Below are 24,917 nucleotides of genomic sequence, written 5' to 3' on the forward strand. Positions count from 1 at the left end.
GAAACCGGGTTGGGTTGAAACCCCCAGGGCTGCCACCCCGGCCTTTGAACCTCACAGCTCGTGAAAGGGTCATGAGTCGGGTTTGTTGAGGCGTCGCCAGCACATGAGGCTGCAGACGAGGGGGACAAGGGCAAGGGGCTCGGTGACGTCGTTCGCATTCGCCGCGGTGGTGACGGCCTTGAGCGGGGTGCCGTGCCAGTCGTAGATCAGGTGGTGTTTTCTGCCGGTCTTCCGCCGGTCGACCGGCGGAAGACCGGTTACACGTAGCGCAACTGGAGGAGGTAGAGGCAGGACCTACCGCCGACGGCTGGGGCGATGACCAGCGGTGGACATCGGCCAGGATCGCGGAGCTGGTCCATCGCACATGTTCGACGGCCCTTCGAGCGCGATATCGATGCTGTCGGGGAGCGACCGGAGCGGACCTGTGACGTGGAAGGACAGTGCCGGTCGCACGCTCAAGGAGAACCGGGAGCGAGCCGTGGGCCCATCGCCCTCGTAGCGCTTGGGCCAGGGCGAGTGTGGGGGGCGCTCCTTGCCCAGCAGAGGTGCGTCGGCAACCCCTACCCGCCAGCCCCGAAGAGCTGCTTTCGTCCTCTCCAGCTCGGTCACCCACCGTCCGTGACCTGTGACCATCGACGGCGGTGCATCGGCGGCAAAGCCCTACCAAATCCCTCGAAGAGGCGACCCGGGGCGCTGATTCCGCCGTCCGGAGTACCTGTTGCGGGCTAGGCTGGCGCGACCGCAGGGGCTGAGCCGGGTACCCCAGACGGCGGACAGTGCGCGTGAAGGCGGGGACTGCGGGATGGGTGAGCAGACGATCCGCCGTACAGGCGCACCATCGTCCTCCCAGAAGGAAGTCGCGAGCAGAGCCGTACTGGAACTGATCGTGAACGCCGCGGGCTGCTTTCTGAGTGATCCTCGCATCGACTACAACTGCGTGGACGCAACTGTCGTCTCCGCCGAACCCCATCCGTACGCGCTACCGCGCTTCGACGTTCAGCTCAAGGCCAGCAGCAGCAAGCTGCGCGTCCGGCGGCGCGCCAACGGCGACTTCTCGATGCAGTTGGACGCAAGAAGCCACGGGGAACTGCGGCGCCCGCGTCTCACTCCGGTCAAGCTTGTTTTGCTGCTGCTCCCGACGGGGGTGGAGGTTCCCCGCCTGATCTGTGCAGGGGACAAGCTCATCCTCGATGGCATCATGCTCCAGTCAGACCCTCGCAGCTGGGATCCACTCGCGCCGGGTCGGAAGTCTGGGACAGTCCTTTTCAGGCGTGAGGACGAGTTCACCGAGGAGTATGTAAGAAGCGAGATGAAGAGGCTCGGCGACGGGGGTGTGGGATGAGCAGCCTGGAGATTGCGGACTTCTATCCTCTGACCACTTCTGTTTCCCCTTCTCAGGTTTCGGGGTTCCTCTCCTCACGGCACTGGACACTCGTCGATGTCCGTGAAGGCGCCTTCGAACGCTGGGCCCCGCCCGGCTTCGACCCCGAGCATTACCCTCGGGTCCTGTATCTCCTGCCGCTGAACCGCGAGTATGCGGACTTCGACCGGCGGTTCGCCGAGCTCATGTCCGTTCTGGCAGAGCACTACGCGTGCGACTCCCCAGGTCTGCAGCGACTGATCTCATCGCGTAGCTGGGATTGCCTGACGGTTCGCCTTGTGCACGCCGATCCTGACTCCGACACCATCGGCCTCGCCGAAGCAAAGGACACTCTCGGGGCGATCTACCGCCTTTTGGACGTATCCGCGCGCTACACCCACGACCCGCACACCTCCTTCGGTGGACGCCGGAGTCACACGGTCATGTCCTACATGCGTGAGCGGGTCACCCTGGGACACACACAGCACGGGAGCTTCATCTTCCCCGTCTACTCCCTGCTCGACGGCCGCGGGGATTCTCCGAAGGCGTTCGCGCGCGCCGTAATGGAGAACCTCGCGACAGGACTCAGCCTGCTCGGTGGTGATCCTCTCGACATCGAGCAGGACCACAACACCGGTGGCGCACAAAGACTCGCCGCGATGCTGGCCAACGCTCTGCTGCCGCTCTCGAAGTTTCCGGGCCTGAAGTCGGTCGACCTCTCCCTGCAGTGGGCCTCAGGTCATCCCGGCCCGCGCCTCGACATGGACACCAGTACGCTCTTCACACCCGAAACCATCCGCACAGCCCACGGCACTGCTACTCAAGTGGCATTCGGTCGTTCTTCGCGGTCAACCCAGCTGGATACTCCGCCCCGGGCCTCCACTTCAGCCATCTCGACCAGTCCGGTCCCACGCTCCATGCCCTACGAATCTCGTCCGCTTGAGGAATTCAGTGGACCGGTCCTCGCAGTGACCTTGGACAACCGGGCATCCGTGTCCGGCGGTGCCAGCGGTTACCTCGTCATAGGGCGAGAAGAGCAGGGAGAACCTGCTGAAGTACGAGTCGCGATCACCGAGGAGGAGTATTACCGGGCTGTGGCAGCGCACCGTGAGCGTAGGCCGGTGGCGGTCACGGGCGCCGTGTTCCAGCGTGGACGAACGTGGTGGGTCGACGGACAGATCAGCTTCGGGGCTGGCCGCCCCGCATTGCCCAGCGTTCAGTCGTCACCCACGAGCGACCGGCACGACGGTTAACAGCTGCGCCGCCGGCCGTGCATAGGACAAGCAAGTCTCGACGCGTTTCCTCCAACCGCACGGGTGGAGCACTGGCAAAACCCGGGGTCGATCACGGATCACGCTGGGCATCGCGCTACCCACGCTTTTCATGGGTGGGGCCGCGTTCCCGTTGTTCCCGGTGCGGGGACGGCAGCCGGGTACTCCTCGCTTAGGACGGCAGGCTGCCCTGGCTGTGCAGTCAGGACTTTCCGGCCCCGGGGGGGCGACGGCGAGGAGCCTTGAGGCAACTCCTGAATCTGCAGGTCACGGGCGACTGTGACAGGCCCCCGAAACTCCTGCCGGCCATGGGCGGAACAGTCGGCCCATTACTGCAGGTCAGCGGCCGCGAGCGGGGCTCCGGCTGCTCTCCCGGCCCGATGGCTGATCAGGGAACCAGCGACAGGGCCCGCCGGGGCTCAGTTGCGGAGTGCTGGCCGCCGCCGTCGACCATAGTGATGGTCAGCCCGAAAAGCATCTTGTTCATCTCCTCCGAGGTCAGGCCCAGCTCTGCGGCCACGACGGCCGGCTTCACTCCGGTGGACCTCAGCCCGCGGAAGACCTTGGTCAGGACCTGGGAGGTCTCCCGCTTCTTCATGCCCTCGGGCTCGTCTCTGCGGTAACCCCGCTTGCTGAGCTCTGTGCAAGCGGAACGGTATTGCCAGTCGGTGAGCAGTCCGAGATCGTGCATCCGGTAGGTCAGCGCCATCGCGGAGACCTTCCAGATCCTCTTTCCCTTGAGGATCTGGTCGACATGGGCTCCGGCCGGCATGTGGCCGATCACGCTGGCTGCGGGCATGAGGAAGGCGCTGGCGAAGTCGTTCGCCTGCCGCTCCGCCTCGGGTCCGGAGCACTCCCGGTCGCTGCCGTGCATGACGAGGTGGCCGAGCTCGTGCGCCGCGTCGAAGCGGCCGCGCTCAACGGACTTCATCGTGTTCAGGAAGACGAAGGGGGTTGGCCCCCGCCAGAGCGCGAAGGCGTCGACTTCGGCGTACTCCGGCGCGAGGGAGAACACGCGGACACCGTGTGCTTCCAGAAGATGGACCATGTTGGGCGCCGGCGCGCTGCCCAGGCCCCAGCGGGTGCGGACCATCTCAGCTGCGGTCTCCGGATCGGGCTTCCCCAGGGAGGGGATGTCGGCCGCCGGCAGCCGGAAGCGCTCGTCGATCCAGTCGTACAGCAGCGCTGCGAGCGTGCCGGCGGCGCGGGCGGCGTCCAGTGTGCGGGCCGAGGTCTTGCTCCGGGCCCTCCACGAGATCCCTTCCATCGGGAGTTCGTCGACCTCCGGCCCTTCGAAGAAGAGCTCGGGGAAGTCGAGGGCCTCGGCGAGGCGTCCCACGGTGGTGCGGCGCGGCGTAGTTCGGCCCGTTTCATAGTTAGACAGGCTCTGCAGGGAGACTCCCGCGAGCTCGGAGAGTTCCGCGAGTGTCAGGCCCCGGCGCTTGCGGGCCAGCGTGATACGGGACGGGGTGACCATGGTGGGACTGCCTCAGGATCTGGGTGGTGCGGGTGGGGCGGCCAGTATCGCGGCCATCCCACAGGACGGGCCTCAGCGAAACTCGACGGGGATGTCGATCTCGTCGGGTCCATCTTCGTCAGGTCGTTCGATTCCGTCCATCTTGATGACGGGCAGCGGGATCCGCAGGGCCCACTCCGCCACGAATCCGCGCTCGACCTGGACGGGCAGCGACAGCTCGCTGTGGATCCGCACCGCATCCTCGATCTCCACCCGGTAGGAGACAAGGAACCAGGTCTTCAGCGCCCGCGCCTCATCCTCGTCGAGGACTGCCTCATGCGGCCCGACGGGGGTGGGGAAGAGGGCAGGCTGCAAGTTCGCCTCGGCCGCCCGCTCGGTAGCGGCACCCCGCTTATGGAGGTTGGTGGGATGAAGGGCCTGTATGCCCGTGGCCGAGTCCCCGACCATCGTGGCGATCGCGAGGGTCTTCTGCGGGTTGCAGACGGTTTCGAGGTGGTCGTGCAAGAGCCGCTTCCAGCCCTCGTGGCGGATGTGCTCCTCCCGAAGGAGACGTACGTGCTCCTGGTAGGCCCGGGTCCCGGCCGTGTTCGCCGGGTGGTTGGGAGTGGCCGTCCGTCGCGCCGCTTCGCCGGCATACAGCGCCGGGTGCAGGTACTCCCACCTCGTTCCGAGAGCCGCCAGCTTGGCTCGGATGTCGTTGGGAACGGGGGCGACGAGGGGCATGGCCATGGAGCCTCCGGTGAGCGACGGAAGAACTTATAAGGAGGCTACCGCAGACGCGGCGTCAGATTTATAAGACCACCATCATCGCCCCATCACTACGCTTGAGTTCGCGGATTCACCCACCTCCGGCAACACTGCATGGCGTCCAACTCGTGGCAGCTGTGACGTGCTGCGACCGGATTCCACGTACGGATCGGGCTGAACGAGGAGAGTGGGGTGGCCGCGCGCGGTGCGTTCGGTGGCCCAGGCGTAGTCGAGGGCGGTGGAGTCGTCGTCGATCCAGACGACTGGTGCTCTGCCGAGCCACGCGTCTACGTGGTCGCGCTTCCAGAGATAGCCGTCGGGATGGGTCGTAGTGATCTGCGGGCGGGGCAGATCTAGGTAGGGGAAGTCCTGCAGCCCCAGGAGCGGCCCGACGATCGTGGTGGCGTTGCGTCAGCTCGTGCACCAGACCGGGGCGCCGAGGCCGCTGTGCCAGCTCGACCAAGTCGCCGTCGGCGATCTCGTGACCCGCGTGAACGAGCTCACCACTCAGAACCAGCGGCTCTCTGACGGCCTCGCTGCCGCCAAGCACGCGACGGCCGAGCTCGAAGCACAACTCACCGAGGCTCAGGACGACCTAGCCGCGGCCCGCGGCAGTCTGCGGAAAATGATCCGCGCCGAGAACCACGGCGGGGCAACATGATGTCTGAAAGAAGGAACCATCGAACTTTCCGGCCGCCGCGTGAGTCGGGGCAGAGGGAGAACACTGAGTGAGCACTCCGCGCAAAACACCCCCCACACTGTCACCACTTACGCACGAGTGGAACACGGCGCGGAACACAGCGAAAGGGTGGCCGCAGTTCCTGGAAGCTGTGCATGTTGACGGACTTCGGGGATGGAACGGTGAGACCGTCGAATTCCGATTCCCGGTCGTTGCGGTTGCTGGCGAAAACGGGGCCGGAAAGAGCACTATTCTCAAAGTCGCAGCTGCCGCCTATGTGGTAAACCAAGAGGACGGATTGACTTTCTACCCGGATGACTTCTTTCCTAATACGCCATGGGAAATCGTCGAAGGCGTTGCCTTGGGTTACCAGATCAGGCGCGGAAATTCCGTTAGCAATCTGACCTTGAGGAAGCCTACCAAGCGATGGCGTGGAATGCCCGACAGATTTCGGCGCCCCGTATTCTTTCTCGACATCAGCCGCACGCAGCCCATCAACACTCTAGTCGGCTATGGAAAGATCGCTAAGGAGCTGAACTTCCCCGGCGATATCACGCTATTCAGTGAGTCTGACCGGGCGCTGCTGTCCCGGATCATGAACAAGTCGTACACTGCGAGCGGCATGGCGAAGTACGAAAACAAACAGGTCGGAGTCCTGACCACTGACGCGGGAGAGTACTCCAATTTTCATCAAGGTGCTGGCGAGGACGCCACCACAGACCTGGTGGCATTGCTCCGGTCCGCCCCCGTGCAGTCTCTCGTCATCATTGATGAGGTAGAGGCCTCTCTCCATCCGAGGGCCCAGCGACGCCTGATGACAGAACTGTTCGCCATCTCAAAGGAAAGGAAGATTCAATTCATCCTTTCCACCCACTCGGCCACCATTCTTGAACAACTGCCGACTGAGGCTCGCGTCTACATTCAGGCTCAGCGCAAGGGGCCACGAAACATTATCTATGGAGTGACTCCGGAGTTCGCCATGTCACTCATGGATGATGTTGATCATCCAGAGCTCACACTATATTGCGAGGACGAGCAGGCGCAGACCCTGGTTGACGCATTGATCTCCCAGGAGATGCCTGAAATCAGGAATCGAGTGGCAGTGATACCAGTGGGCGCTGCTTCCACAGTGAAAACCCTCGGGGAGCTAGCATCGAAAGATAAGCTCCCCAATCGGTCCCTCGGAATTCTCGATGGAGATCAGGATGAAAGTGAAGGCTGCATTCTTCTCCCAGGTGCACAAGCGCCCGAGAAAGAAGTCTTTAGCGCCCTTGATGAAACGGCATGGGAGAAGGTTGCTAACCGTCTCGATGTACGAGTTGCTGATCTGCTCGAAGCCGTCGACGACGCACGCCAGATCGTCAATCACCATGCGTGGGCCCGCAAGGTGGCAGAACGGCTTGGCCCGCGAGTTCGCGTCGGACGGGTCTGGGAAGACATCGCCTCGGTGTGGTCCAAGGAGGTAGTCGATCCAGCCAAGCGAACAGCGTTCGTCGAGGCGATCCTCCAGCATCTGATCGAGTGATTGGGTGCACCCCCGAGCGTGATCGCGTTCGGGCGTGCCCCCAGTCAAGTCCTGGCCCGTCATCCTGCCAGCCGATCTGGCAGCGCTGCTCGGAATCCTGATCACCGCGGCGGAGTGCTGCCTTTTCCAACCGGAGGCAGTCATGACCGAACTCGACGTCATACTCAACGAACTCGCCCAAGGGCTGCGCCCGATGTCACAGGGCATCGAATGGTTCGAAGCGCTGAGTCCGGAGGGGCAGTGGGGCACCCTGCACTGTGATCCGGCCCGGAAGCACTCTTCCGGCTGGTGGGATCTCTGGGAACTCGACACCCTCGGCAGGCTTCTGGACGGACTCGTACCCGCGATGGCAGATCCCGTGAGCGGAGAAGCACTGCGACTGCAGATCAGCTATGCGATCACGGCCATCCGCGACCAGGGTTTCGTGGAGCAGCGGGTGATGATCGGGGCTGCCGGACTGGAGCACGCTATGTGGCAGAGGCTCTGCCTTCGCGGCGTCCTCACTCGCGCGGAGTACAAGAACACCCGCTTGTGGCCTGCCCACGAAAAGTTGCGGAAGGCCCTCCGGGAGATCAACGTCGAGGTCTCCATAGACCGCGGCCGTCTGCCAGCGATGGCTTCCTTCGTCGATGAGATGCGTCGGCGTACTGGGCAGGCCTGGGATGGCCCCGCCGTGGTGACCAAGGTCCGCAACCACATGGTTCACCCCGAAGAGGATCAGAAGGAGCTCTACCGGATTCCGGGCCTCGTCACGGAAGTGTGGCTGCTTGCCAGGCACTACCTGTCACTGCTGGTTCTTGAGTCGCTGGGCTATCGAGGAACGCATCAGAACCTGTCGAGAATGCACGGCATCGCAGGTGAGGTCGAGGACACTCCGTGGCCATGAGTCGGGCCTATGCCGGCCTGTTCCCGAGACGCTCTACGAACGCGGCGAGGCGGTCTGGCGGGACCGTGTAGGAGATGCGGACATGGTGTGGGGCAGCGAAGTCCGCAGCAGAGGTAATAGTGCGGTCGGTCGAGGACCCACTGAGGGTTCTCCAACCTGAAGTCGCAGGTCACGGGGGCTTGCGTGGGACGGCAGTGGACACCTCGGGCGGCTCCCGGGCGTGATCGCGAGAAGGTGATCGTCTGTCTGCTGGAAACCTCGGCGTTCGTCAGTACGAGCAGCGCGCGTAGGGGGATCGTCGCATGGCGGGCGTTCATTCAGAGCTTGGTGAGGATCCGCCAGTCCTTCAGGGCGGCGAAGCCGTGCTCGCTCGCTGCTCGTTCGTGGCCGACAAGCCTGTTCGACTCCTTCTGTGCGGCGGTCAGACCTCACCTCAGCCGTGGGGAAAGTCGCCTGACGAAGATTCGAACATATGGCAGATTGACGGGTGCATGACCTGATCTTCATCCTCGAAGGAGCAGTTTTGCCCCGCAAGTTGACCACAGCCGCCATGACGGCGGCCATGATCGCCGCCACTCTCGCCGTTGCCCCGTTTGCCGGGGCTTCGTCATCGCCGAAGAACACTCCGGTGATTGCCGCGTCCCCGACCTCCTCCACTCTCGCCACAGTGGACAAGGCGACCCTCAAGCGGCAGGCCCAGTTGGATGCCCTCGCCGATCAGATCACTGGCACCAGTGGCACGGAGGCTGAACACGTCGGTGGTTACGGCGGAGTTGTGGTGCACCCGAAGACGGGTGAGCTTTCCGTGTATTGGAAGGGGGATGTTCCGCAGAACGTCAAGGATGTCCAGGCGAGTGCCGCCGCCAAGGGTCTGAAGGTGACCGTCTCCCCGGCCGCGTACTCTGCACAGGAGTTGGAGGCGGCCCGCGACAGCTTGAAGAAGGCCGTCAAGGGCAAGGACGCGGCCACGGAGCCGGTCGCAGCGTGGAATTCCATCGCGGTCCTTCCTGACGGCAGCGGCCTGTCTGTCACCTACAACTCGCCGACGTCGCAGCCCGCTCCATCCGCGAAGTCCGCGAAGTCCGCGAAGAGTACGACTCATCCGATCTCGGCCCAGCGGATCACCAGCACGTCTGCGGTGGATGTTGCCGCCCGTGCGCAGACGCTGGCCGGTGTTCCGGTGCAGGCAGCATCCGCCCCGGAGATGGAGGACACCAGCACTCGGGTCTCCGACGTCTCACCGTTCTGGGCCGGTGCGCAGTTGACCAACCCTGACGGCTCCTGGTGCTCCTCCGGCTTCGGCGGTACGTATACGGGCACGGGCAGCAAGATCATCCTGACCGCGTCACACTGCGCGACATCCGGGGAGTTCACCACGCCCCAGGGTGTCAAGGAGGGATACGCTGGGATCTCCAACACCGACTATGACACGACGTTCGTGAACGTGATCGGCGAGTCTGGGAAGCAGTTCTACGACGGGGCGTGGAACGACTCGACCGGGTATCACAAGCACGTCGCGAGCTGGGGTCTCAACAAGGCCGGCGACTATGTGTGCACCTCGGGTTCCATGTCCGGCATCCATTGCAACATCCTGGTGCAGTACGCCGGGATAACAATGAACATCGGCGGCATCGACCGGCAGAACGTCGTCAAGGCGATACGGACCGACACCAGCATGGCGGTGGCAGGGGGTGACAGCGGTGGCCCGGTTGTCACCAGCCCGGACGGCACCTACAGCAACGACAACATGCAGGCCCGAGGCCTGATCAGCGCCGGCTGGGGCAGCACCGTAACGTGCCCGGCTGGAAGTGTCGCAAACAGTGGGACCACATGCTACGAGGGTGTCGCCTTCATCGGCATGTCTGCCATTGTGAACAAGATGGGATTCAACCTCAACACCTGACCTGACAGGGGAGCTTCGTGATACGGACCACCGCCCGCACCGCCGCCATCGCTCTGGCCGCGGTACTCGTCAGCGGGTGCGGCACCGGCCACGGTGGTTCCCCTCTCGTGATGCCGACGCCGTCGCCCGGTGACACCGAAGGACAGATCATGTCCGTCACCGGCGAGGGTTTCACCATCTGCGGGATCGGTCCTCGCAAGCCCGGCCTGTACGACGTGACGGTGTGTGGAGACGTGACCAAGGCTCACGCGGTCTTGGATTCCCGCTTCCCCGGTAAGACGGTGCCGGTCGCCTACAGTCCGGATGACGGTGGGGTGCACACCCCGCAGGAGCTTGTGCTGCAGTACTGGGTGAACCACACCAAGGGCGACGGGTTCATGGTCAGCTCGACCCGGATCACCGGGGACGGAAAGATCGAGGTTGGGATAGACGGGGATCTCAACAAGGCCCGCACCATCCTGGACCGGCAGTTCCCAGGACGGACCGGAGTCCACGCAGAGCAGGCCGCCCACGAGCTGCGATTCGATCCAAAGAAGGCCCTGTAGAGCTGCTCCGGGCGTGGGCGCAGCGGGTGGGCCATGTCCGGCGAGAGCGCGGCCAGTCTGGACGGTACATCCCCGCAGCTCCAGGACGCGATCATCCCTGAGCCCGACGGCTCAACCAACCTGCACCCCGACCGGGCTATCGACACTCTCTCCGGCGACTGTCCCGAACCCCTCGCCGCCTGAGTGGTTGGCCTACCCCGTACGCAAGCCCCAGGCTGCGGACGAGGAGTCCCGCAACGCCACAGTTGCAAGAAGACGCCCTCCACCTACGTCGTATGTGCACAGGACCGGGACCCCGGCCTCCAGCGGAGGATGGCCTCGCGCTACACCGACGTGCGCGAATGGCAGACAGGCAGCTCCCCGTTCGCGGGACAGTCCGATCTCATTGCGAAACTCCTGCGGGAACTACTCGCCAACCCCACCCCGCCCAGGCGAAACGGCAAGTCACAAGCACTTGTTGATGGCTGCTACCAAGACGGTGGCCTCGTATCGCACCGCGAGCTTGTCGTATCTGGTGGCGACGGCGCGGTTCCTCCTGAGGCGGTTGATCCCGCACTCGACCGCATGGCGCTCACGGTAGTCGGCCGGGTCGAAGCGGTGGCCATCGTCAAGACGGCGCTCACGCCCACCGGTCACGGACCCGCACCCAGTCTGAGGTTCCAGACCACACAACCAGGATGGCCACAGTCGCATCCGCAGCTGTGGCCATCCGAATCAGGGTGTGAACGACTGAAGAGCCTTAGTTGACGACTACGGCATCAGCCCTGTCGTTCCAGGTTCCCCCCCAGACGTAACTCGCCTTGGTGAAGTCGTAGCAGGACCCGGCACCCATCAGCATTTCCGGGTCCGGCTGGAAGTCCCGGAAGTCGACGAGGCTCGCGCCGGACTGATAGCGATTGACGCAGCCGGAGCTGGCCTGGTCCCTGAAACCCCAGTCGCTGAGGTTCTTGGTTCCCCTGGTGTTCCACTGGAGGCGGCGACCCGTGTAGTTGGAGTCCTGCCACACACAGATCCAACCGAGGGGGCAGTCATCGATGGAGAACGTTCCTGTCGGCGCCTGACGTGCCGTGTCCAGGCCCATCGCCTTTCGGGCCACGCTCTCCCGCTTGGCAACCGCTGCGTTGACGTCCGCGAGCGCCGAGTCGGCTTCACTCTGACTGTCAAAGCACTTGACCGACTCCGCGGACACCTCGGCACATATTTGCGCTCCCTGCCAGCCGCGCGAGAGGTCGATCTGCTTGCCCTTGTAGCTCGCGATGACAGGCTTCGAGTCAGCGATCTCTGCGCGCATGCGCTGCTCGGCGGCAGGACCGAGAGTCCCGGTGGCAGGAGGCGTTGGCGACGGTGCTGCGGCCGCCCCCGCGACCTGCACAGTGGAAAGCGTGGCGCCGACGATGGCAGCCATGGTTAAGCCTATTCGTGTTACAGAACGCATGGGACCCCTCCCCTGTGAACCGCCCTGGTGGCAGCTCAGCCCTCTTGGAGGCGCCGACAGCTGATCCTCTAGCTGCGCGCCGCCAGAAAGCTAGCCAAGAGAAGACCGTTAGGATGTGACCGAGATCACTCAATCGCATCCCCTGCGGCGAGTCGGACACCCATTCGACTTCTTTGGCCTGAACCCAGACGCTACTGGCCTGGCACTTGACCGGCCTTGTCCACGACGCCCCGGGCGACGATGGCTACAGAGGTCACAGGCGCCCCGGCCTTCCCCCACGCGCTGTCCTTGAGCAGCACGGTGCGCTCACCCAAGAGACGCATGCTCACCGTGTCGAAAATCCACTCGGTCCGCTCACCGTTGTGAACCCGAGCAACTGCAACTCCCGGCCGCCCGATCGCGTCCGTTGCCTGAGGAACCAGTACAACGCCGGGAATCCGGGCGGCAGCACGGTAGAGGGCAGCGCTTACGCCGGGCGGGGCCTCCACCGTCCGCAGCAGGTCGCCGATGGCGACGAAGGCTTCCTGATCGGGGCCGGTGGTCGATCCGGAGCCCTCGCCGTGGTTGAGTCGGGCGTCGGCGTAGATCGTCTCCAGCAGCCTGTCGGGGTCGGTTGAGAGGCCCTCGAGGAAGCGGTAGGTGGGACCGTTGATATTTGCCTTGCCCTTGCCTCCTGCCGGGTCCGTCGAGGTTCCCCGGGCGGTGCGCGTGACGGTGCCGTCTGATCCGTCGACGGATACCCAGCGCTCCGCCGATTCATCTGTAGCGGCGGCTGCCATTCCGCCATTCGCGGTCTCGGACAGGGACGTGGAGTGTCCGGCTGTCTTCGTGTAGAGGAACTGCCCGTCGCGGACGGTCGGAGCGGGGGCCGCCTGCGCCGCCAGCGCTGCGCGATCCAGCAATTGAACGGCCGCCGGTTCAGTCTGTGCGACGGCGAGGTGCTCGTTGGAGCCGCTCACGCCGAGGGTGACGGCCAGAATCGCCGCACAGGTCGCGGCGCCGACAGCAGCGAGCAGGATCAATCGACGGCGGGACCGCGCTGGGGCGGGGTACGCCTCCCAAGCCGTTTCGCGCATCAGGTGCTCCTTGATCCGGTGTTTTCCATGGAACGGCAGATCCGCATCCGAAATGCCGGGCAGACGCCGGATCAAGTCAATGGACTCGATTGGGTCAAATCGCGGGTCATCGGCGGCGTTCACAACTTCCCCTCCCGTGCTGTTCGGGACCCGGTGGTGGTGCGTCTTGAGGCCTGAGGCTCCGTGAGGGGAGCGGCTGCGAGCTTGCGCAGGCGGGCCCGGGCGCGCGAGAGCCGGGAGCGCACGGTCCCCACAGGCAGATCGCACACCTGCGCCACCTCCTCCTGGCTGAGGCCGGACCATACGCACAGAAGGAGAATCTCGCGGTCCGTACTTCTGAGCTTCTCCAGCGCAGCAAAGGCAGCTGCGGCCTGGGCCGTGTCGGTGATCCGGGACACGACAGCGTCCGCTGGGTCGGGTACGAGGTCGGGCGGCGGAAGGCGGGTCATAGCGTGGCTGTGACGGCGCGCCGCCCTTCGACTGTTGCGCATGACGTTCGTCGCGACACCGAAGAGCCATGCCCGCTGGCTGTTGACATCGTCGAGCGCGTCGCGGAGCCGCCACGCTTCAAGGAAGGTGAGGGAGACGATGTCCTCAGCGCCCGCTAAGTCTGCGGTCATGCGCACGGCGTGCGCGTACACCGCCCGGGCGTGCGTTTCGTAGAACTCTGCGAACAGTTGGTGGTCCACACTGAGTAGTGTCCGCACATCCCACCCTGTTGCATGTGATCCGCCTCACGTTAACGGGTGAAGCGTTCGGCAGCGCAAGGAGGACGGGGGCCCGCCCCACGCTCCCCAAGACATCCTTCTTGATCGGGTGACGCGATGATCGCCCCCACCCCGAGTGGCGGGCGCATTCCCGTGTCAGTCTGCCGTACTGGTCCTGGGCCGCCAGGCTCGGGATCAGCAGCAACGTGGCTGTGTCGCTGTTCGTTCCCTACCAGCCATGCGCGTGCAAGGTGGTCGCGGGATCTGTCAGCCAGTTGAAATCAGCAGGCGTTGCCAGCGAGCAGAACACGGGCTACGCGGTCTCGCTACTCATGCACAGAGTGCCCGGATGGCGACGGCGTCGAGACCGAAGGCGCGTCGCATGCCGTCTCGTCTCGCTGGGTGGTCACGGTCGTCCCAGGTCCCAAGGGCGTCTTGAGGGTGAAGGACCAGCACTGGTACTTCGTCTTTGGGCCCGGGAACAACCGGGCGACGCGGATCTCGTGATCAGTGCGCCGAATGCTCCATGGCTGCGGTGAGATGGCTTTGAGCTCCTCATCCGTCAGAGCCCCATCCTGCGCCCCGCGTTGGATTGCCTGACTGGTCAACCTGGTATCTGTCTCGAGTTGCCATTGCATGCGCGTGGCAGCGACATTGGGGAGGGATACTTCCAGCCACCAGATCAGGATTCCGACCACGGCCAACGCAAGAACCGCCAGCAGCAGCAGGACGGCGCCCCCCGCCCGCATCGCCGTGCGGCGTGCGGACGGGGGGCGCCGAGAGCCAGGTGCGTCTAAGGGAGTCACGTAGACGAGCCTGCCCTGCGCATCACGAGCCTGTATAGCCGATCTCCTGGAGCCGCTTGGCCATGACGGCCGCGTATCCGGTGGTTCCGGCCGATTTGGGGTGGAACGATTCCCGGCTCATGCAGGCGTCGACGGGTATCCCCGCGTAGAGGCAGCCGCCAGCCTGGGTGACGGGATCCTTCTGGTGGAAGTCGCCGTCCCCGTTGGGTCCGACGACGATCTTGTTGATCCACTCGGGGTCGTCGCAGCCGCCGTGCCCGGTGAACGCCTGTACCGGGTTGGCGTAGGCGATGTTCCACCCGGTGGTGGCTTTCTGGTTGACGAGGTCGTTCTGCTTGCCGTCGAGGTAGTTGACCAGTTCGGCGATGGCCCGGGCCTCGGGCAGGTAGAAGTAGAGCGACCCGGAGCACTTCACCGTCTTGCTGAGCAATTCGGGGTAACCCATGAGTACGATCTTCGCCCCGGGGGCCTTGCTCCTGATGTCCTGCAGTGTCTCCTCCAGATGCACGATCATGGTGTCGGCGATGCCTTTGTAATACGGCAAGAAATTCGGGTCGTCGTTGCAGTCCTTCCCCGGGCTCGAGCAGTCCAGCATGGCGTTCGCGAACCCGCCGCCGTCGTTCCCTCCGAGCGTCAGCATGACCAGGGTCGTATCACTCGACAGCACACCTGAGTCAACTTGGTTGATCTCTCGGAACTGTCCCTCTTCGAACTTCTGGGTTCCCGGTTTGTAGTTTCCGCTCCTGACGTTGTCGGTCATTGCTCCGGAGCAGGCTACGAATCCGAGTTCCGCGGAGGGGCTGAAGGTGTCCGCCTGGGTGCCGAGGGGGGCGGACTGGCCGGGGAGGGTGAGTTTGCGGGCCCAGGCGTCGTTGCTGCGGCGGCATGCGTCCCAGTTGGGCTTGCCGTGGTTGGCATCCGATTCAGGGGAGTACGCGCCGGCGCCCTCGCCGGAGGTGTAGGAGTCGCCGAGTACCGCGACCATGTGCTGGGGTTTCGCCGCGAGCGGCTGGAAGGCGATGGCGTCCCAGGCGATGTCCTGGTCCGCGGTGCCGTCCGCGGTCTGGTTGTCGAGGCTCACCTTCGGGGTGCCTTTGAAGCGGTACGTGCCGAGTGACACCCAGCGGTTGGATCGGTAGTTCTGGTTGATGTAGCGGTCTCTGGGGGCCGTGCCGTCGCCGAGGTCGACGCGGTACCGGGCCTGGTGTGTCTCGGCTCCGCTGTCGGGCAGGTGGACCAGGACCCGTGCCCACTGGTCGAGGGGCGTGTTGAGCGTCCAGGTGCCCGTGATTCTCATCTGGTCGATTCGGCTGGCACTGGCGCGGGTGTGCGTGAACCAGAAGTGAGAGCCGAGACCGCCGCCGACTTGGTGGAGGTCCTCCTTGCCTTCATAGGTGACGGACGCCCCGGAGGTGGGAGCGAAGTCCAAAGAGAGGGAACCGGAGTTCGTCCAGGGCTTCGCGCAGTCGCTGCGCAGGGTGGAGACGGACGCGTCCACGTCGTCGACGATCAGCGCTCCTGCGGGCAGGCCGCTCGTGGCGCAGTTGGGCTTGCCGCTATTGCCCCGTCCGAGTTCGGCACGAAGCGTTTTGTAGGTGAGGGCCTCGTGGCCGCAGGCGGCCACGCAGTCCTTCCAGGTGGCGTCCGAGTGGAACCAGAACTGCTTGTAGCATTCCTCGTTCGTGCAGACGGTGGGTGTGCCGGGCGTGCAGTTGTTGCTGCTGTTGCAGAAGGTCGACAGGGGCGGCTTGATGGCCGCGGTACGGGAGGCGATGTCTCCCCACCAGGCGGCCGAGTAGCCGTGCGTATTGCTGTTGTTCTGTTCTCCGGCGTCGCTGTAGGCGCGGCCCGTGTCGATCGGGTACGCCGCCCAGCCCATGACCTTCTCGGGGTAGGGCCAGTTCTGTGGCTTGGCCGCGTCCGCGTAGTGGTTGTTGTCGAGGAAGGCGTTCCGGTCGGCCGGGTACTTGGGATTGGCCGGGTTGTTCAGCCATCCCAGACCCCAGCGGCCCAGAAAGTCTCCGGTGTTGAAGCCGAGGTTGTAGTTCCACACCGCGGCGAACCAGTTCTCGACGGCCTTGGGATCGTCATTGTTGAGCTTGATGGTCTGACCGGGGGTGTGCAGCTCGTTCCACTTGTCGGACAGGGTCTTGGCCGCGATCGCGATGTTGTAGGCGTAGTCCAGTGCGATGGCCCGCTGCTGCCCGGCGGGAAGCGCGTCCGGTTTGCCGTCCTGCCTCCGGCCGGGGACGCTCATGCCGTCGGTCTGCTGGCCGATGCCGTAACCGCAGTCGGCCTTCTCCCAGTTGACGCTCCAGATCTTGTCCGGGTCGTAGCCGGGAGTGCCGGGGTACACGTTCGTGCCGTAAAAGTTGCCGACGAGCGGGTTCCCGGTCTGGCCGGGCATCGCGTGGTACGACGCCTGCGAGAGGTTGGACTCCTGTGCCAGGACGCCGAGCAGCACCTGGGCGGGGATCCGGGATCCCGCCGGCGCACCCTTCAGTGCGGGCAGCGGGAACGTCTGGGACGGTGGACTCAGCGCGCCGAGGCCCGCCTGGGAACGATAGCCCGACGTCGGAACCCAGCTGCTTCCCAGCTCCCCGCGGATGGCCATGTCCGCGGCCCATTCCACCTGGTTCGGCGTGGGCTGCAGAGCCTGCTGGGCGGCGTCGTTACGGGGTATGGAGCAGGTCCGCTCGGGGTCGTACGGCGTGGACCCCGATCCGGCCGCGGCCAGTCCCGCCTCGGAGGGCTTCACCTTCTCCGCTCCCGCGACCGCCGCCAGAGCGGGCGAGGGCTGCTCCGTGCCGCTGCCGGGGGCGGCGGGGACGGTGAACGCCAGCTTCTTCTGGCTGCTCGCTGTGTGGGCCTCGATCCGGTACGGGGCGCTCTCCCCGTCCGCGTACGGCGTCAGCGGCTTGGAGACGTGCGTGCGCAGACCTGCGGAGACCGCCGTGTCCACCACCAGGCGGCCGTGCGAGGAGACAGTGCTACCGGGCTCCGCGTTCAACCGCTGAACGGTCTTGGGCAGTACAGGCTTGCCCTTCGGCGCCCCCGTCAGATACAGGCGCCCTTCCGTACCTGCGGTCAGGCCCACCGTGCCAAGTGCACCGCTGGCGAGTTCGGTCACCTTGGCGGAAGCCACCCTTTTGACACTGACCTGCTCGTCATGGCGTTCGAGGAAGACCATTCCGCCGTCGGCGTCCGGGTGCAGGTGGAAGGCGGGCCCGGACGTCTTGGTCAGCAGCTCGCTGCGCCCGTCGGGCAGGACGCGGCTGAGCTGATTGCCAACGGCGGCGATGATGCCGTCCTTGCCGGGCACGGCCGATGTCGCCTGCCCAGCGACCGTGACCTCTGAGGTGATTTTCCCCGCCGCGGCATCCAGGCTCAGAAGCCGGGTCTTGCCCGTCTCCTGATCGGCGGCCTGGGTGAGCACGGCGATCTCCCCCGTCCCACAGCCCGGGTTGAAGTACGCGAGGGAGACCTGCCGGTTCAGCTTGGTCACCTTGCGCGTCTCGAGGTCCACCACTGCGGCGAAGGCACCCCGGTCGAACAGCATCGGCTTGTTGGTGAACGACCGGGGAGCATAGGCGACCACCGCCCGCTTGCCCGAGCCGGTGACACAGACATTGCCTATCCAGGCGTCACTCTCGAAGCCGTCCTCCCGCAGTGCGGCGACCTCCTGCCACTGGTAGGCCTTGGAACTGTCCGCCGCGAGCACGTGAAGCCCTTCGGCGTCACCGACCACAGCCACCGCCCGGTCGCCCGAGGTACGCCAGTCCTTCGGCAGCACAGTGTCCGGCTGCTCCACCTTCGACGGGTCGTCCCCGCCGGGTAACGACCTACTGGAGGAACCAGACTCCGTCGCGTTCACCGCTGTGCCGGCCTGTTCCGCGCCGGGTTGTGCCCACGCTGACGTGGTGGGGAGCAACCCCACCGCCAACACCGCCACCGCACTGGCGGCGACCCACCCCTGTTTACCTCTTCGCATCTGCGCTCTTCCCTTACCCCTCAACGGTCCTACCGAGAATGTGTCCGGTGCAGAAAAGACCGTTCGAACAGGGAGCGGCAACCACATAGTTCACTCCCGTGACAACACGTGGCTGGGTCGCATCAGCTCGCGAAGGGCGCTCAGTCTCCGGCCGTCGGGCTTGACCTGGGCAACCCCGTGGTTGATCGGGTGTACCTGCAGCCAAGCCAGCAAGATCCGGCTATCCGGACTGGCCTGTTCTCCCCGGGCATCACTTTGCGGACGGTGTGCAGGGAGCGTCAGTGACCGAGTGTCCGAGTGTCCGAGTCGATAGAAGCAGCAGTGAATTTCTAGCCGACCAGTTCTGCGGTCATCGGGGATGCGGATGCACAGACCTCTAAGGCACCGAGCTGCCGATCCTCTCTCCCATCGGCCCCACCTCAGCCCCCTGAACGCGTTGGCACACATCGCGGCAGCCTCGGCCCTGGACCGGCACCGCTCTCACGGGACTGTTCGGCGGCTATCCCAGGCCCTCGCGGCCCTGGCCTCGGTCTCGGTAGTGGCCGCGTGCCTCGTCTTGGCAGCATCACCACGTCACTGACTTCACTGCCCAGCCGAACTCCGTCCGCAGCGCTGCGAACTGCCGTCAGCACAAGGTGATCTGCCCGTCCGGGATCCAGCCGTCCACATACCCTTCGAGGAACGCACCCAGATCCGGGATACCCAAGTGCTCGACTAGATAGGCGACTTGGAGATGTGGAAACCAACACAGGTCTGCCACACCCGGCGCCGGACGCAGGGCGGAGGCCGGACTCACGTGCGCGGTGGAGACACTGACAACCCATCGAGATGGGGGATCGGCGCCGGCGGATCGCGGGGCTTCGACCCTTCCTGTCACACGTCCGAAGCGAACCGCTGCGGACGGTGCCACGGCAGCCGCGAGCCGCCGAGCCGCCCCCGCATGCAGCTCGCCGTTACGCCGCCGCACCGCGGGCAGGGTCCAGGATCTGTTCGCACCCGCAGGGCCGGGCCGAACCAACGCCACTCGGTGCAGCGGATCGAAGCACGCGAGGAACACGTCCCGCCGCACCATCGGTGCATACATGCCCATAGCGATGACCGTAGACCGCAGCGCGGCGCAACGCGCGCCGAGTGGGCCGGGCGGGGTCCGACCACGGGTCAGGCCCTACTCCGCGGGGGGAACGGGCGGCAACGCGGCGAGGCCGGGCCAGATCTGGAAGCCAAGCGCGACCTCCAGACGCGCCAGGGTTCCCGCATCGGGCAGCACTTTGCCGCTCAGGACGCGGCTGATCGTCGTGTGATTGATTCCAGTGGCCTCTGCCAGCGTTCGCAGGCTCTGCCCACTGGCGGCAACAGCGCGCTCGAGGTTGCGGGCCAAGGCCTGCGCGTAGTGGGCACTGACGGGGGCGTCGGGCGAGAGAGCGGCGTGCGGCCAGGTGCCGTCGGCGATATACGTGTGCGGCACCTTGTCGTTACTGCTCCGGGGCATGCCGGGATCATCCCATGCACCCATCCACGCTCCCCTCCCTGTTCGATGGAATGGATCAAAAATGGTGCATACATGCCCCGATGTCAGCTTCTCACCCTCAGCATCTCGAAACGCTGCGACGCGCAGGGCGAGCGATGCTCATCACCGCCCGACAGCGCACCAGCTCCGGCGGGGCGCCACCCTCTCCCTTTCACTCCCGTGCGCCCCCACTGCGCACGTGCTTGCCGCACTGACTCTGGGTAGCTGAGGACTCAGAAAGAATGCGCAGGCCAGGAAAGGGGCGACTTTGTGAAACATCACATTCCAGCGAAGCCCAGGCCACAACTTCCAGCACTCGTTCGATTTCTTTCCGCACGTCCAACTGCAGCTTCGCGTGAGGGAATTACAGAGATGCCCTACCGGGGCGATGGGGCAGTCGATACGCTCAATGGAAATCCCGGTCAAGGGAATTGCGGGGAGGTGTTTCATGCGTACACGTCGGGCACAGGGTGTCCTTGACCAGCTGAGGCGTCTGGCCGTTGACGACGAAGCCCGGCTCGCGGTAGTGAAGGACCGCCTCGCACGGGCTGAGCGTGAGCTGGCGTCCGCCCGCTCGGACTTCGAGTCCGCGCACGCCCGCGCCGCGATCTCACAGCGGGTGGCGCTGGCGGCTGAAGAGCTGTTGCCGCACGCGACACAGCGGCAAGCCGGTGATCGCGACCCCGGCCCGACCGGCCCCGAGGGTGGGAAGCGAACCCTTGGGGACGAACTAATCGCCCTCGCTGGCAGCAGGCGCCGCCTCACCCGCAGGGAGATCGTCGAACACCTTGTCCGCACACGCCCGGACATCGCGAGGACCGGAATCGGGCCGGAACTCACCCGCCTGGTGAAGGCGGGCATGCTGGCCCGGCTCGACCGCGGCGTCTACGAGATTCCCTCCAGCACCCGAGGAGATGATGCGTAGAGGACATTTTAAGCACATAGGCGTTTATACGCGCGAGTGCCGCCGAGGCGTCGGAACCAATCGGCGGCACATGGACACGCGTTCTTTTGGGCTCACGTATCACGGCCATTCTAAAGGCCAACTCCAGACGATGCGAGAGCTCTGCGAGAATTCGGCCCCGAGCGGCCGAGATTGGGCTCCCATGTCTATGTTTTCCCACGCCGATTCCAGTACGAGCTGGCCACCTCCCAGCGCACCGGCGGATGCCACGCGACCCGGCCACGACGGCAGGGCGCGATCACCCCACCGCGCCCTGCCCACCGTCCGGATGAGTCCCGCCCAGCAGATCCGGCTTGTCGTCGCCCTCGCGGGACTCGGGGCTGAAGGCAAAGAGGTCACCCGCGCGGCCGTGGCGGCACGCATCGGGAAGAGTCCGGACACGGTGAGCGAGAGCATGGCGTTCCTGGGCGAAGTCGGGCTGACCGAGCCGGGGCGCGGCAGGTACGCGCTTACCGATCAGGGGCGCGCGTTCGCCGAGGCGTGGCCGCGGGATTCCACCCAGGCCCGGCTCGTGCTCCGCCCGCTCATGCAGGCCCACTGGTCCGCCGCCGCTGCGGCCAAGTGCCTGGCCGACGGAACACTGCCCCAAGAAGAGCTGGCGCGCCTCTTGCGCACCGGGTTGAGCCGCCATGCCATGCGGGGCGTGTACCTCGTGGAGTGGCTAGTCATCGGCTTGACCGTCGAGCGTGACGACCGCCTGCACATCCACCTTCCCGGTCAGGCCCAGCAACCCGGCTCAGCCGGCCCAGCCCAGGCGAAACCCAGGACGGAAAGGGAAGAGCCCGACCCCGCGTTCCTGCTCGGTCTGACCCTCCGTGAGATCCAGGAACTGCCCGACGCGCGATACGTCGCCTTCCTCGAAGGTGTGCTGCAGACCCTACGCGGCGCCCTCGCTCCCGTCGCCTGAGTGAAGCGCCGGACCGGCATGAGGCCGGCCCGGCGCCTCCAGGGTGGCGGCTGGTGTCCGCGTCTGGACTCTGGACCCGCACGCGGAGGGTTCGATCCCCTCGCCATCCACCCATGCCGACCAGCATGGCACCCATCGACCGAGAGGAACCAGTAGGCATGCGCATCACACCAGCAAGCCCAGTCCGCTGATCACACATCAGTTCTTCGGCCGCATGGCCGTAGCACTCACTCCTGCGGCGTCCTCCTGTTGCGGACCCGCTCCCCCCTCTCCATGGTGGTGCATGTTCGCACCAACCATGTGGAGGCCGTCCCGTGTCCGACACCCCAGCCGCATTCCATCTTGCTGTTTTGGCCGCACTCCATGCCTGGTGAGACCTCCCTTCCCGCCGGCCTCGCTCGCGTGCTGGATGCTTGGCAGGACCTGGTCGCCCAAGGTGAGATGTCGGAGCAGACTTTCGGCCGCTTCAGCCAACTCCTGAACCGGTTCGAGTACTTCGCCACCGCCCATGGGGTGCGGGAGTTCCGTGCCGTCGGCGAGTCGTTGGCCGCCGCGTTCATCGATGCCCACGGCCGCACCCGGCACGGACACGTCGCACCGGCCGCGATCGCCACCCGCCACCTCCGGCGCAGCGTCCTACGGATGTGCTTCACCGTGGCCCGTGAGCTCCAGCTCATCGAGACCGACCCAACCTGGCGCATCGACCTGCCACCGAGGGTCAAGGGGTCGACCCGCCCTCTGAACGACGACGAGACCATCGCCTTGCGCCGCGCAGCCGAGTTCGTCGAGCGTCCCACCCGCCACGCCGCTGCGGCCGCTCTCGCCCTGGCAGGCGGATTCAGCGGCGAGATCGGCCACATCCGCCCCGCCGACGTCGACCCCGGCGGCCATCGTGTATGGATGCACGGCTCGACCAAGACCATCCCGCGCTGGTGCCCCTTGGACACCTGGGGCCTTCGCGTACTGGCGGCCCGTAGAGGGTGCTTGGAGCCCAGCACCGCATCTGGGAAGCCCCCGTTCGCGGTCTCCGGACGGGCCGGATCGGACGAGCAGGTCCAGGCGAGGGTGTGCGTCGCCCTGCGGGACCTCCTCAAACAGATCGGGCTCGCCGCCGATCGGGCAGTGCGCCCTGCCTCCATCACCGCTTACGCAGGCTGGGAGACCTTCACACGCACCGGCCGCATCGAGGCCGCCGCCCGGCACCTCGGCATGGCATCCCTGGACAGCGCCGCCGCCCTCATCGGGCACGACTGGCAGATCCCGACCGCAGAAAGGCAGGCCGGACGCCATGCCCGATGACCTCTTCGGCGACCCCGTCCCGCGCACCGTCCGCAAGAAGGCCGCACGCCGGGCCCTGGAATCCGACATCCGCACCGTCTCCCACCGCATCAAGGACGTCGCCTTCTTCGAAGACGTCTACCGGCTCACCACCGCCCTCGACACCACGGGCGGCCCCCGCGTGGGACGCCCTCCCGCGTTCCCGCCGTACGTCTACCTGCTCTTCCTCGCCCTGCGCGGAATCCACGGCTCTGCCCGCTACTGCGCCGGCGAACTCCGCGACCAAGCCGTCTGGGAGGAGATCCGCAAGGGCGTGGCCCACCACCTCGGCAGGGACGAGGCGCGGAGCCTGCCCGAGGTCGGACCCACTCGTCATCAGTGGCAGCACGCTCAGAGCACCCTCCTGATCCCCCACCTGAACGAACTCTCCGAAACGTTCGCGGAACTCGCCCTCGCCCAAGCCCTCCGCCAAGGCCTCCTGCCTCCCGAGGAGCGTCGTTCCTGGAGCAACCCGGGCCGCCATCAGCTCATCGCCGGCGACGGCACTGTGGCCAAGTCCCCCACCCTCTCCACCGTTCCCTACAGCGTCGACGAGAACGGCGTGCGCCGCAGCCACCGCGTCGACCCCGCCGCTGCCTGGCAGAAGGAAGGCGGCGGCAAGCGGGACGAGCAGGACGAGAGCGGCGCAGCGGCATCACGAGACGCGACTACCGGCCAAGGGACCAAGGACCCGAAGGGCAGCAGGTACGCGGACGGCACGATGGTTCTGGGCAGCAAGTTCGTCGTGTTCTCCACACGCCACCGCGGCTACTTCCGGCGTGTCTTCCTGCGCTACAGCCATGTTCCCCACGACCAAGAGGGCGGCGAAGCCGCAGTAGCCCTCAAACTCGCCTGCGCCATCCTCGACGCCGCAGAAGGCTGCATGGGTGTCCTTTACGACGGGGCCTTCCGCGGCATGCACCGTGACGTCATCGCCCGCCGCGGCAAGCTCCTCATCAACAAGCAGCACAAGGGGGCCAAACCGCGGTATCTGCGCACCCTCGACTACGGGCGCTGCCGCCACGAACTGTGGTCCAAGAAAGGACGCGCCCACGAACGCGTCTTCCTCGACACCGGCACGACCACCCTCCTACCACTGCCCATCCGCAAGCTCGAACGCCGCAGCAGCCCCAACGCCCACCGCTGGTACCACCTGCTCGCCGTCCCCTGCCCCCGCGGCGCCCACGAACACCGCGAGCCCGTCGGTATCACCACCACCCCCGGCGAACGTGAGGACGGCCAGAGCGACACCGAGACCGGATTCCACCGCGCCGAACACCTCCTCCAAATCCCCGACGCCACCAGCACCCACCAGACCCTCTACGGCGGCCGCGAAGACACCGAGTCCGGCTTCTCCCAGCTCGACCGCTCCCTCTGGAACCGCCGCATGATCGCCTTCGGTACCGACGCACAGAGTCTCGTCATCCTCGGCTTCCTCCTCGCCCAGAACGCCACCAGCGCGGCCCGCTACCGAGAAGACCCCACCTACGCCGACGCGGACGCCGAGACCGCAGAAGGCCTCGCCCGGTCCCCCGACAACTGAGCCGCAGAGCCCCCCACTGATCCGCTACCCTGTCCCTGGGCTGCCCTTGCGGCAGCCCAGGATCTTGCCGAGGCGAGCCGGAGACTCACGCAGAGTATTCAGCCACGTTTCACGCAAGGCCCGCCTTCGTAGCTCAGGGGATAGAGCACGGCTCTCCTAAAGCCGGTGTCGCAGGTTCGAATCCTGCCGAGGGCACAGGACGTAACGCGCTGACCTGGGGTTTCTCCCCAGGGAGGGCTCCATTCGGCCCCGGACTCCGGTCCGGGGCCGT

Annotated in this window: 18 protein-coding genes, 1 tRNA gene and 3 pseudogenes; 13 read left to right on the forward strand and 9 right to left on the reverse strand. The window is 65.8% G+C overall.

All coding sequences use genetic code 11. The annotated features are described in order from the left end of the window. Positions 1–802: 802 nt before the first annotated feature. Both OHS33_RS15550 and OHS33_RS15555 read left to right on the forward strand, forming a co-directional pair. Entirely contained in the window at positions 803–1,342 is a 540-nt protein-coding gene (locus OHS33_RS15550) for a DUF4365 domain-containing protein (protein WP_330331000.1), read from the forward strand. After that, positions 1,339–2,613, forward strand: coding sequence for a hypothetical protein (locus OHS33_RS15555; protein ID WP_330331001.1), 1,275 nt, complete (start codon positions 1,339–1,341; stop codon positions 2,611–2,613). The genes OHS33_RS15550 and OHS33_RS15555 overlap by 4 nt, the downstream gene beginning before the upstream one ends. A 406-nt stretch (positions 2,614–3,019) precedes the next feature. Here the strand turns inward: OHS33_RS15555 and OHS33_RS15560 are convergent, their stop codons facing one another. The 3 genes and pseudogenes from OHS33_RS15560 to OHS33_RS15570 all read right to left on the reverse strand — a co-directional run. Beyond that, positions 3,020–4,108, reverse strand: coding sequence for a helix-turn-helix domain-containing protein (locus tag OHS33_RS15560; RefSeq protein ID WP_330331002.1), 1,089 nt, complete (start codon positions 4,106–4,108; stop codon positions 3,020–3,022). Positions 4,109–4,180: 72 nt separating this feature from the next. Continuing rightward, positions 4,181–4,837 carry a hypothetical protein gene (locus tag OHS33_RS15565; protein WP_330331003.1) on the reverse strand — a complete coding sequence of 219 codons (657 nt, stop codon included), beginning with the start codon at positions 4,835–4,837 and terminating at the stop codon, positions 4,181–4,183. Between the two features lie 109 nt (positions 4,838–4,946). Next, positions 4,947–5,302, reverse strand: a pseudogene (locus OHS33_RS15570) (hypothetical protein); the annotation flags it as partial. Between OHS33_RS15570 and OHS33_RS15575 the strand changes: the two are divergent. The 6 genes and pseudogenes from OHS33_RS15575 to OHS33_RS15600 form a co-directional block, all read left to right on the forward strand. Then, complete coding sequence (locus OHS33_RS15575) at positions 5,262–5,516, forward strand: hypothetical protein (RefSeq protein ID WP_330335350.1); 255 nt, start codon at positions 5,262–5,264, stop codon at positions 5,514–5,516. The pseudogene OHS33_RS15570 and the gene OHS33_RS15575 overlap by 41 nt on opposite strands. A 67-nt stretch (positions 5,517–5,583) precedes the next feature. Continuing rightward, positions 5,584–7,059: an ATP-dependent nuclease gene (locus OHS33_RS15580; RefSeq protein ID WP_330331004.1), complete on the forward strand. Its 1,476-nt coding sequence runs from the start codon at positions 5,584–5,586 to the stop codon at positions 7,057–7,059. 142 nt (positions 7,060–7,201) lie between these two features. Beyond that, positions 7,202–7,945 (forward strand): DUF5958 family protein, encoded by a 744-nt coding sequence (locus OHS33_RS15585; RefSeq protein ID WP_330331005.1) that lies wholly within the window; start codon positions 7,202–7,204, stop codon positions 7,943–7,945. A 487-nt stretch (positions 7,946–8,432) separates the two neighbouring features. After that, a complete protein-coding gene (locus tag OHS33_RS15590) occupies positions 8,433–9,848 on the forward strand; it encodes a hypothetical protein (protein WP_330331006.1) in 1,416 nt (471 codons plus the stop codon). Between the two features lie 17 nt (positions 9,849–9,865). Next, positions 9,866–10,393 carry a hypothetical protein gene (locus OHS33_RS15595; RefSeq protein WP_330331007.1) on the forward strand — a complete coding sequence of 176 codons (528 nt, stop codon included), beginning with the start codon at positions 9,866–9,868 and terminating at the stop codon, positions 10,391–10,393. A gap of 36 nt (positions 10,394–10,429) precedes the next feature. Then, a pseudogene (locus OHS33_RS15600) lies at positions 10,430–10,804 on the forward strand (alpha/beta hydrolase); the annotation flags it as partial. 33 nt (positions 10,805–10,837) lie between these two features. Here the strand turns inward: OHS33_RS15600 and OHS33_RS15605 are convergent. The 6 genes and pseudogenes from OHS33_RS15605 to OHS33_RS15630 all read right to left on the reverse strand — a co-directional run. Next, positions 10,838–10,990 (reverse strand): annotated as a pseudogene (locus OHS33_RS15605) (IS5 family transposase); the annotation flags it as partial. A gap of 142 nt (positions 10,991–11,132) precedes the next feature. Next, positions 11,133–11,798 carry a peptidase inhibitor family I36 protein gene (locus OHS33_RS15610; RefSeq protein ID WP_330331008.1) on the reverse strand — a complete coding sequence of 222 codons (666 nt, stop codon included), beginning with the start codon at positions 11,796–11,798 and terminating at the stop codon, positions 11,133–11,135. Positions 11,799–12,019: 221 nt separating this feature from the next. Further along, complete coding sequence (locus tag OHS33_RS15615; RefSeq protein ID WP_330331009.1) at positions 12,020–13,027, reverse strand: CU044_5270 family protein; 1,008 nt, start codon at positions 13,025–13,027, stop codon at positions 12,020–12,022. Beyond that, positions 13,024–13,593 carry an RNA polymerase sigma factor gene (locus tag OHS33_RS15620; protein ID WP_330331010.1) on the reverse strand — a complete coding sequence of 190 codons (570 nt, stop codon included), beginning with the start codon at positions 13,591–13,593 and terminating at the stop codon, positions 13,024–13,026. The genes OHS33_RS15615 and OHS33_RS15620 overlap by 4 nt, the downstream gene beginning before the upstream one ends. 846 nt (positions 13,594–14,439) lie before the next feature. After that, complete coding sequence (locus OHS33_RS15625; RefSeq protein WP_330331011.1) at positions 14,440–18,228, reverse strand: golvesin C-terminal-like domain-containing protein; 3,789 nt, start codon at positions 18,226–18,228, stop codon at positions 14,440–14,442. A 1,345-nt stretch (positions 18,229–19,573) separates the two neighbouring features. Further along, entirely contained in the window at positions 19,574–19,921 is a 348-nt protein-coding gene (locus OHS33_RS15630; RefSeq protein ID WP_330331012.1) for a helix-turn-helix domain-containing protein, read from the reverse strand. A gap of 403 nt (positions 19,922–20,324) precedes the next feature. Between OHS33_RS15630 and OHS33_RS15635 the strand changes: the two genes are divergently transcribed. From OHS33_RS15635 to OHS33_RS15655, 5 genes are all read left to right on the forward strand, one after another. Continuing rightward, a complete protein-coding gene (locus OHS33_RS15635; RefSeq protein ID WP_330331013.1) occupies positions 20,325–20,840 on the forward strand; it encodes a type IV toxin-antitoxin system AbiEi family antitoxin domain-containing protein in 516 nt (171 codons plus the stop codon). 307 nt (positions 20,841–21,147) lie between these two features. After that, positions 21,148–21,786, forward strand: coding sequence for a hypothetical protein (locus OHS33_RS15640; protein WP_330331014.1), 639 nt, complete (start codon positions 21,148–21,150; stop codon positions 21,784–21,786). 441 nt (positions 21,787–22,227) lie between these two features. Further along, entirely contained in the window at positions 22,228–23,085 is an 858-nt protein-coding gene (locus OHS33_RS15645) for a hypothetical protein (RefSeq protein WP_330331015.1), read from the forward strand. Further along, positions 23,075–24,646: a hypothetical protein gene (locus OHS33_RS15650; RefSeq protein WP_330331016.1), complete on the forward strand. Its 1,572-nt coding sequence runs from the start codon at positions 23,075–23,077 to the stop codon at positions 24,644–24,646. Before OHS33_RS15645 ends, OHS33_RS15650 begins: the two co-directional genes overlap by 11 nt. Positions 24,647–24,768: 122 nt before the next feature. Further along, a tRNA-Arg gene (locus tag OHS33_RS15655) sits at positions 24,769–24,841 on the forward strand. The last annotated feature ends 76 nt before the right edge of the window (positions 24,842–24,917 follow it).

Origin of the sequence: Streptomyces sp. NBC_00536 (assembly GCF_036346295.1) — a bacterium.
Taxonomy (GTDB): Bacteria; Actinomycetota; Actinomycetes; order Streptomycetales; family Streptomycetaceae; genus Streptomyces.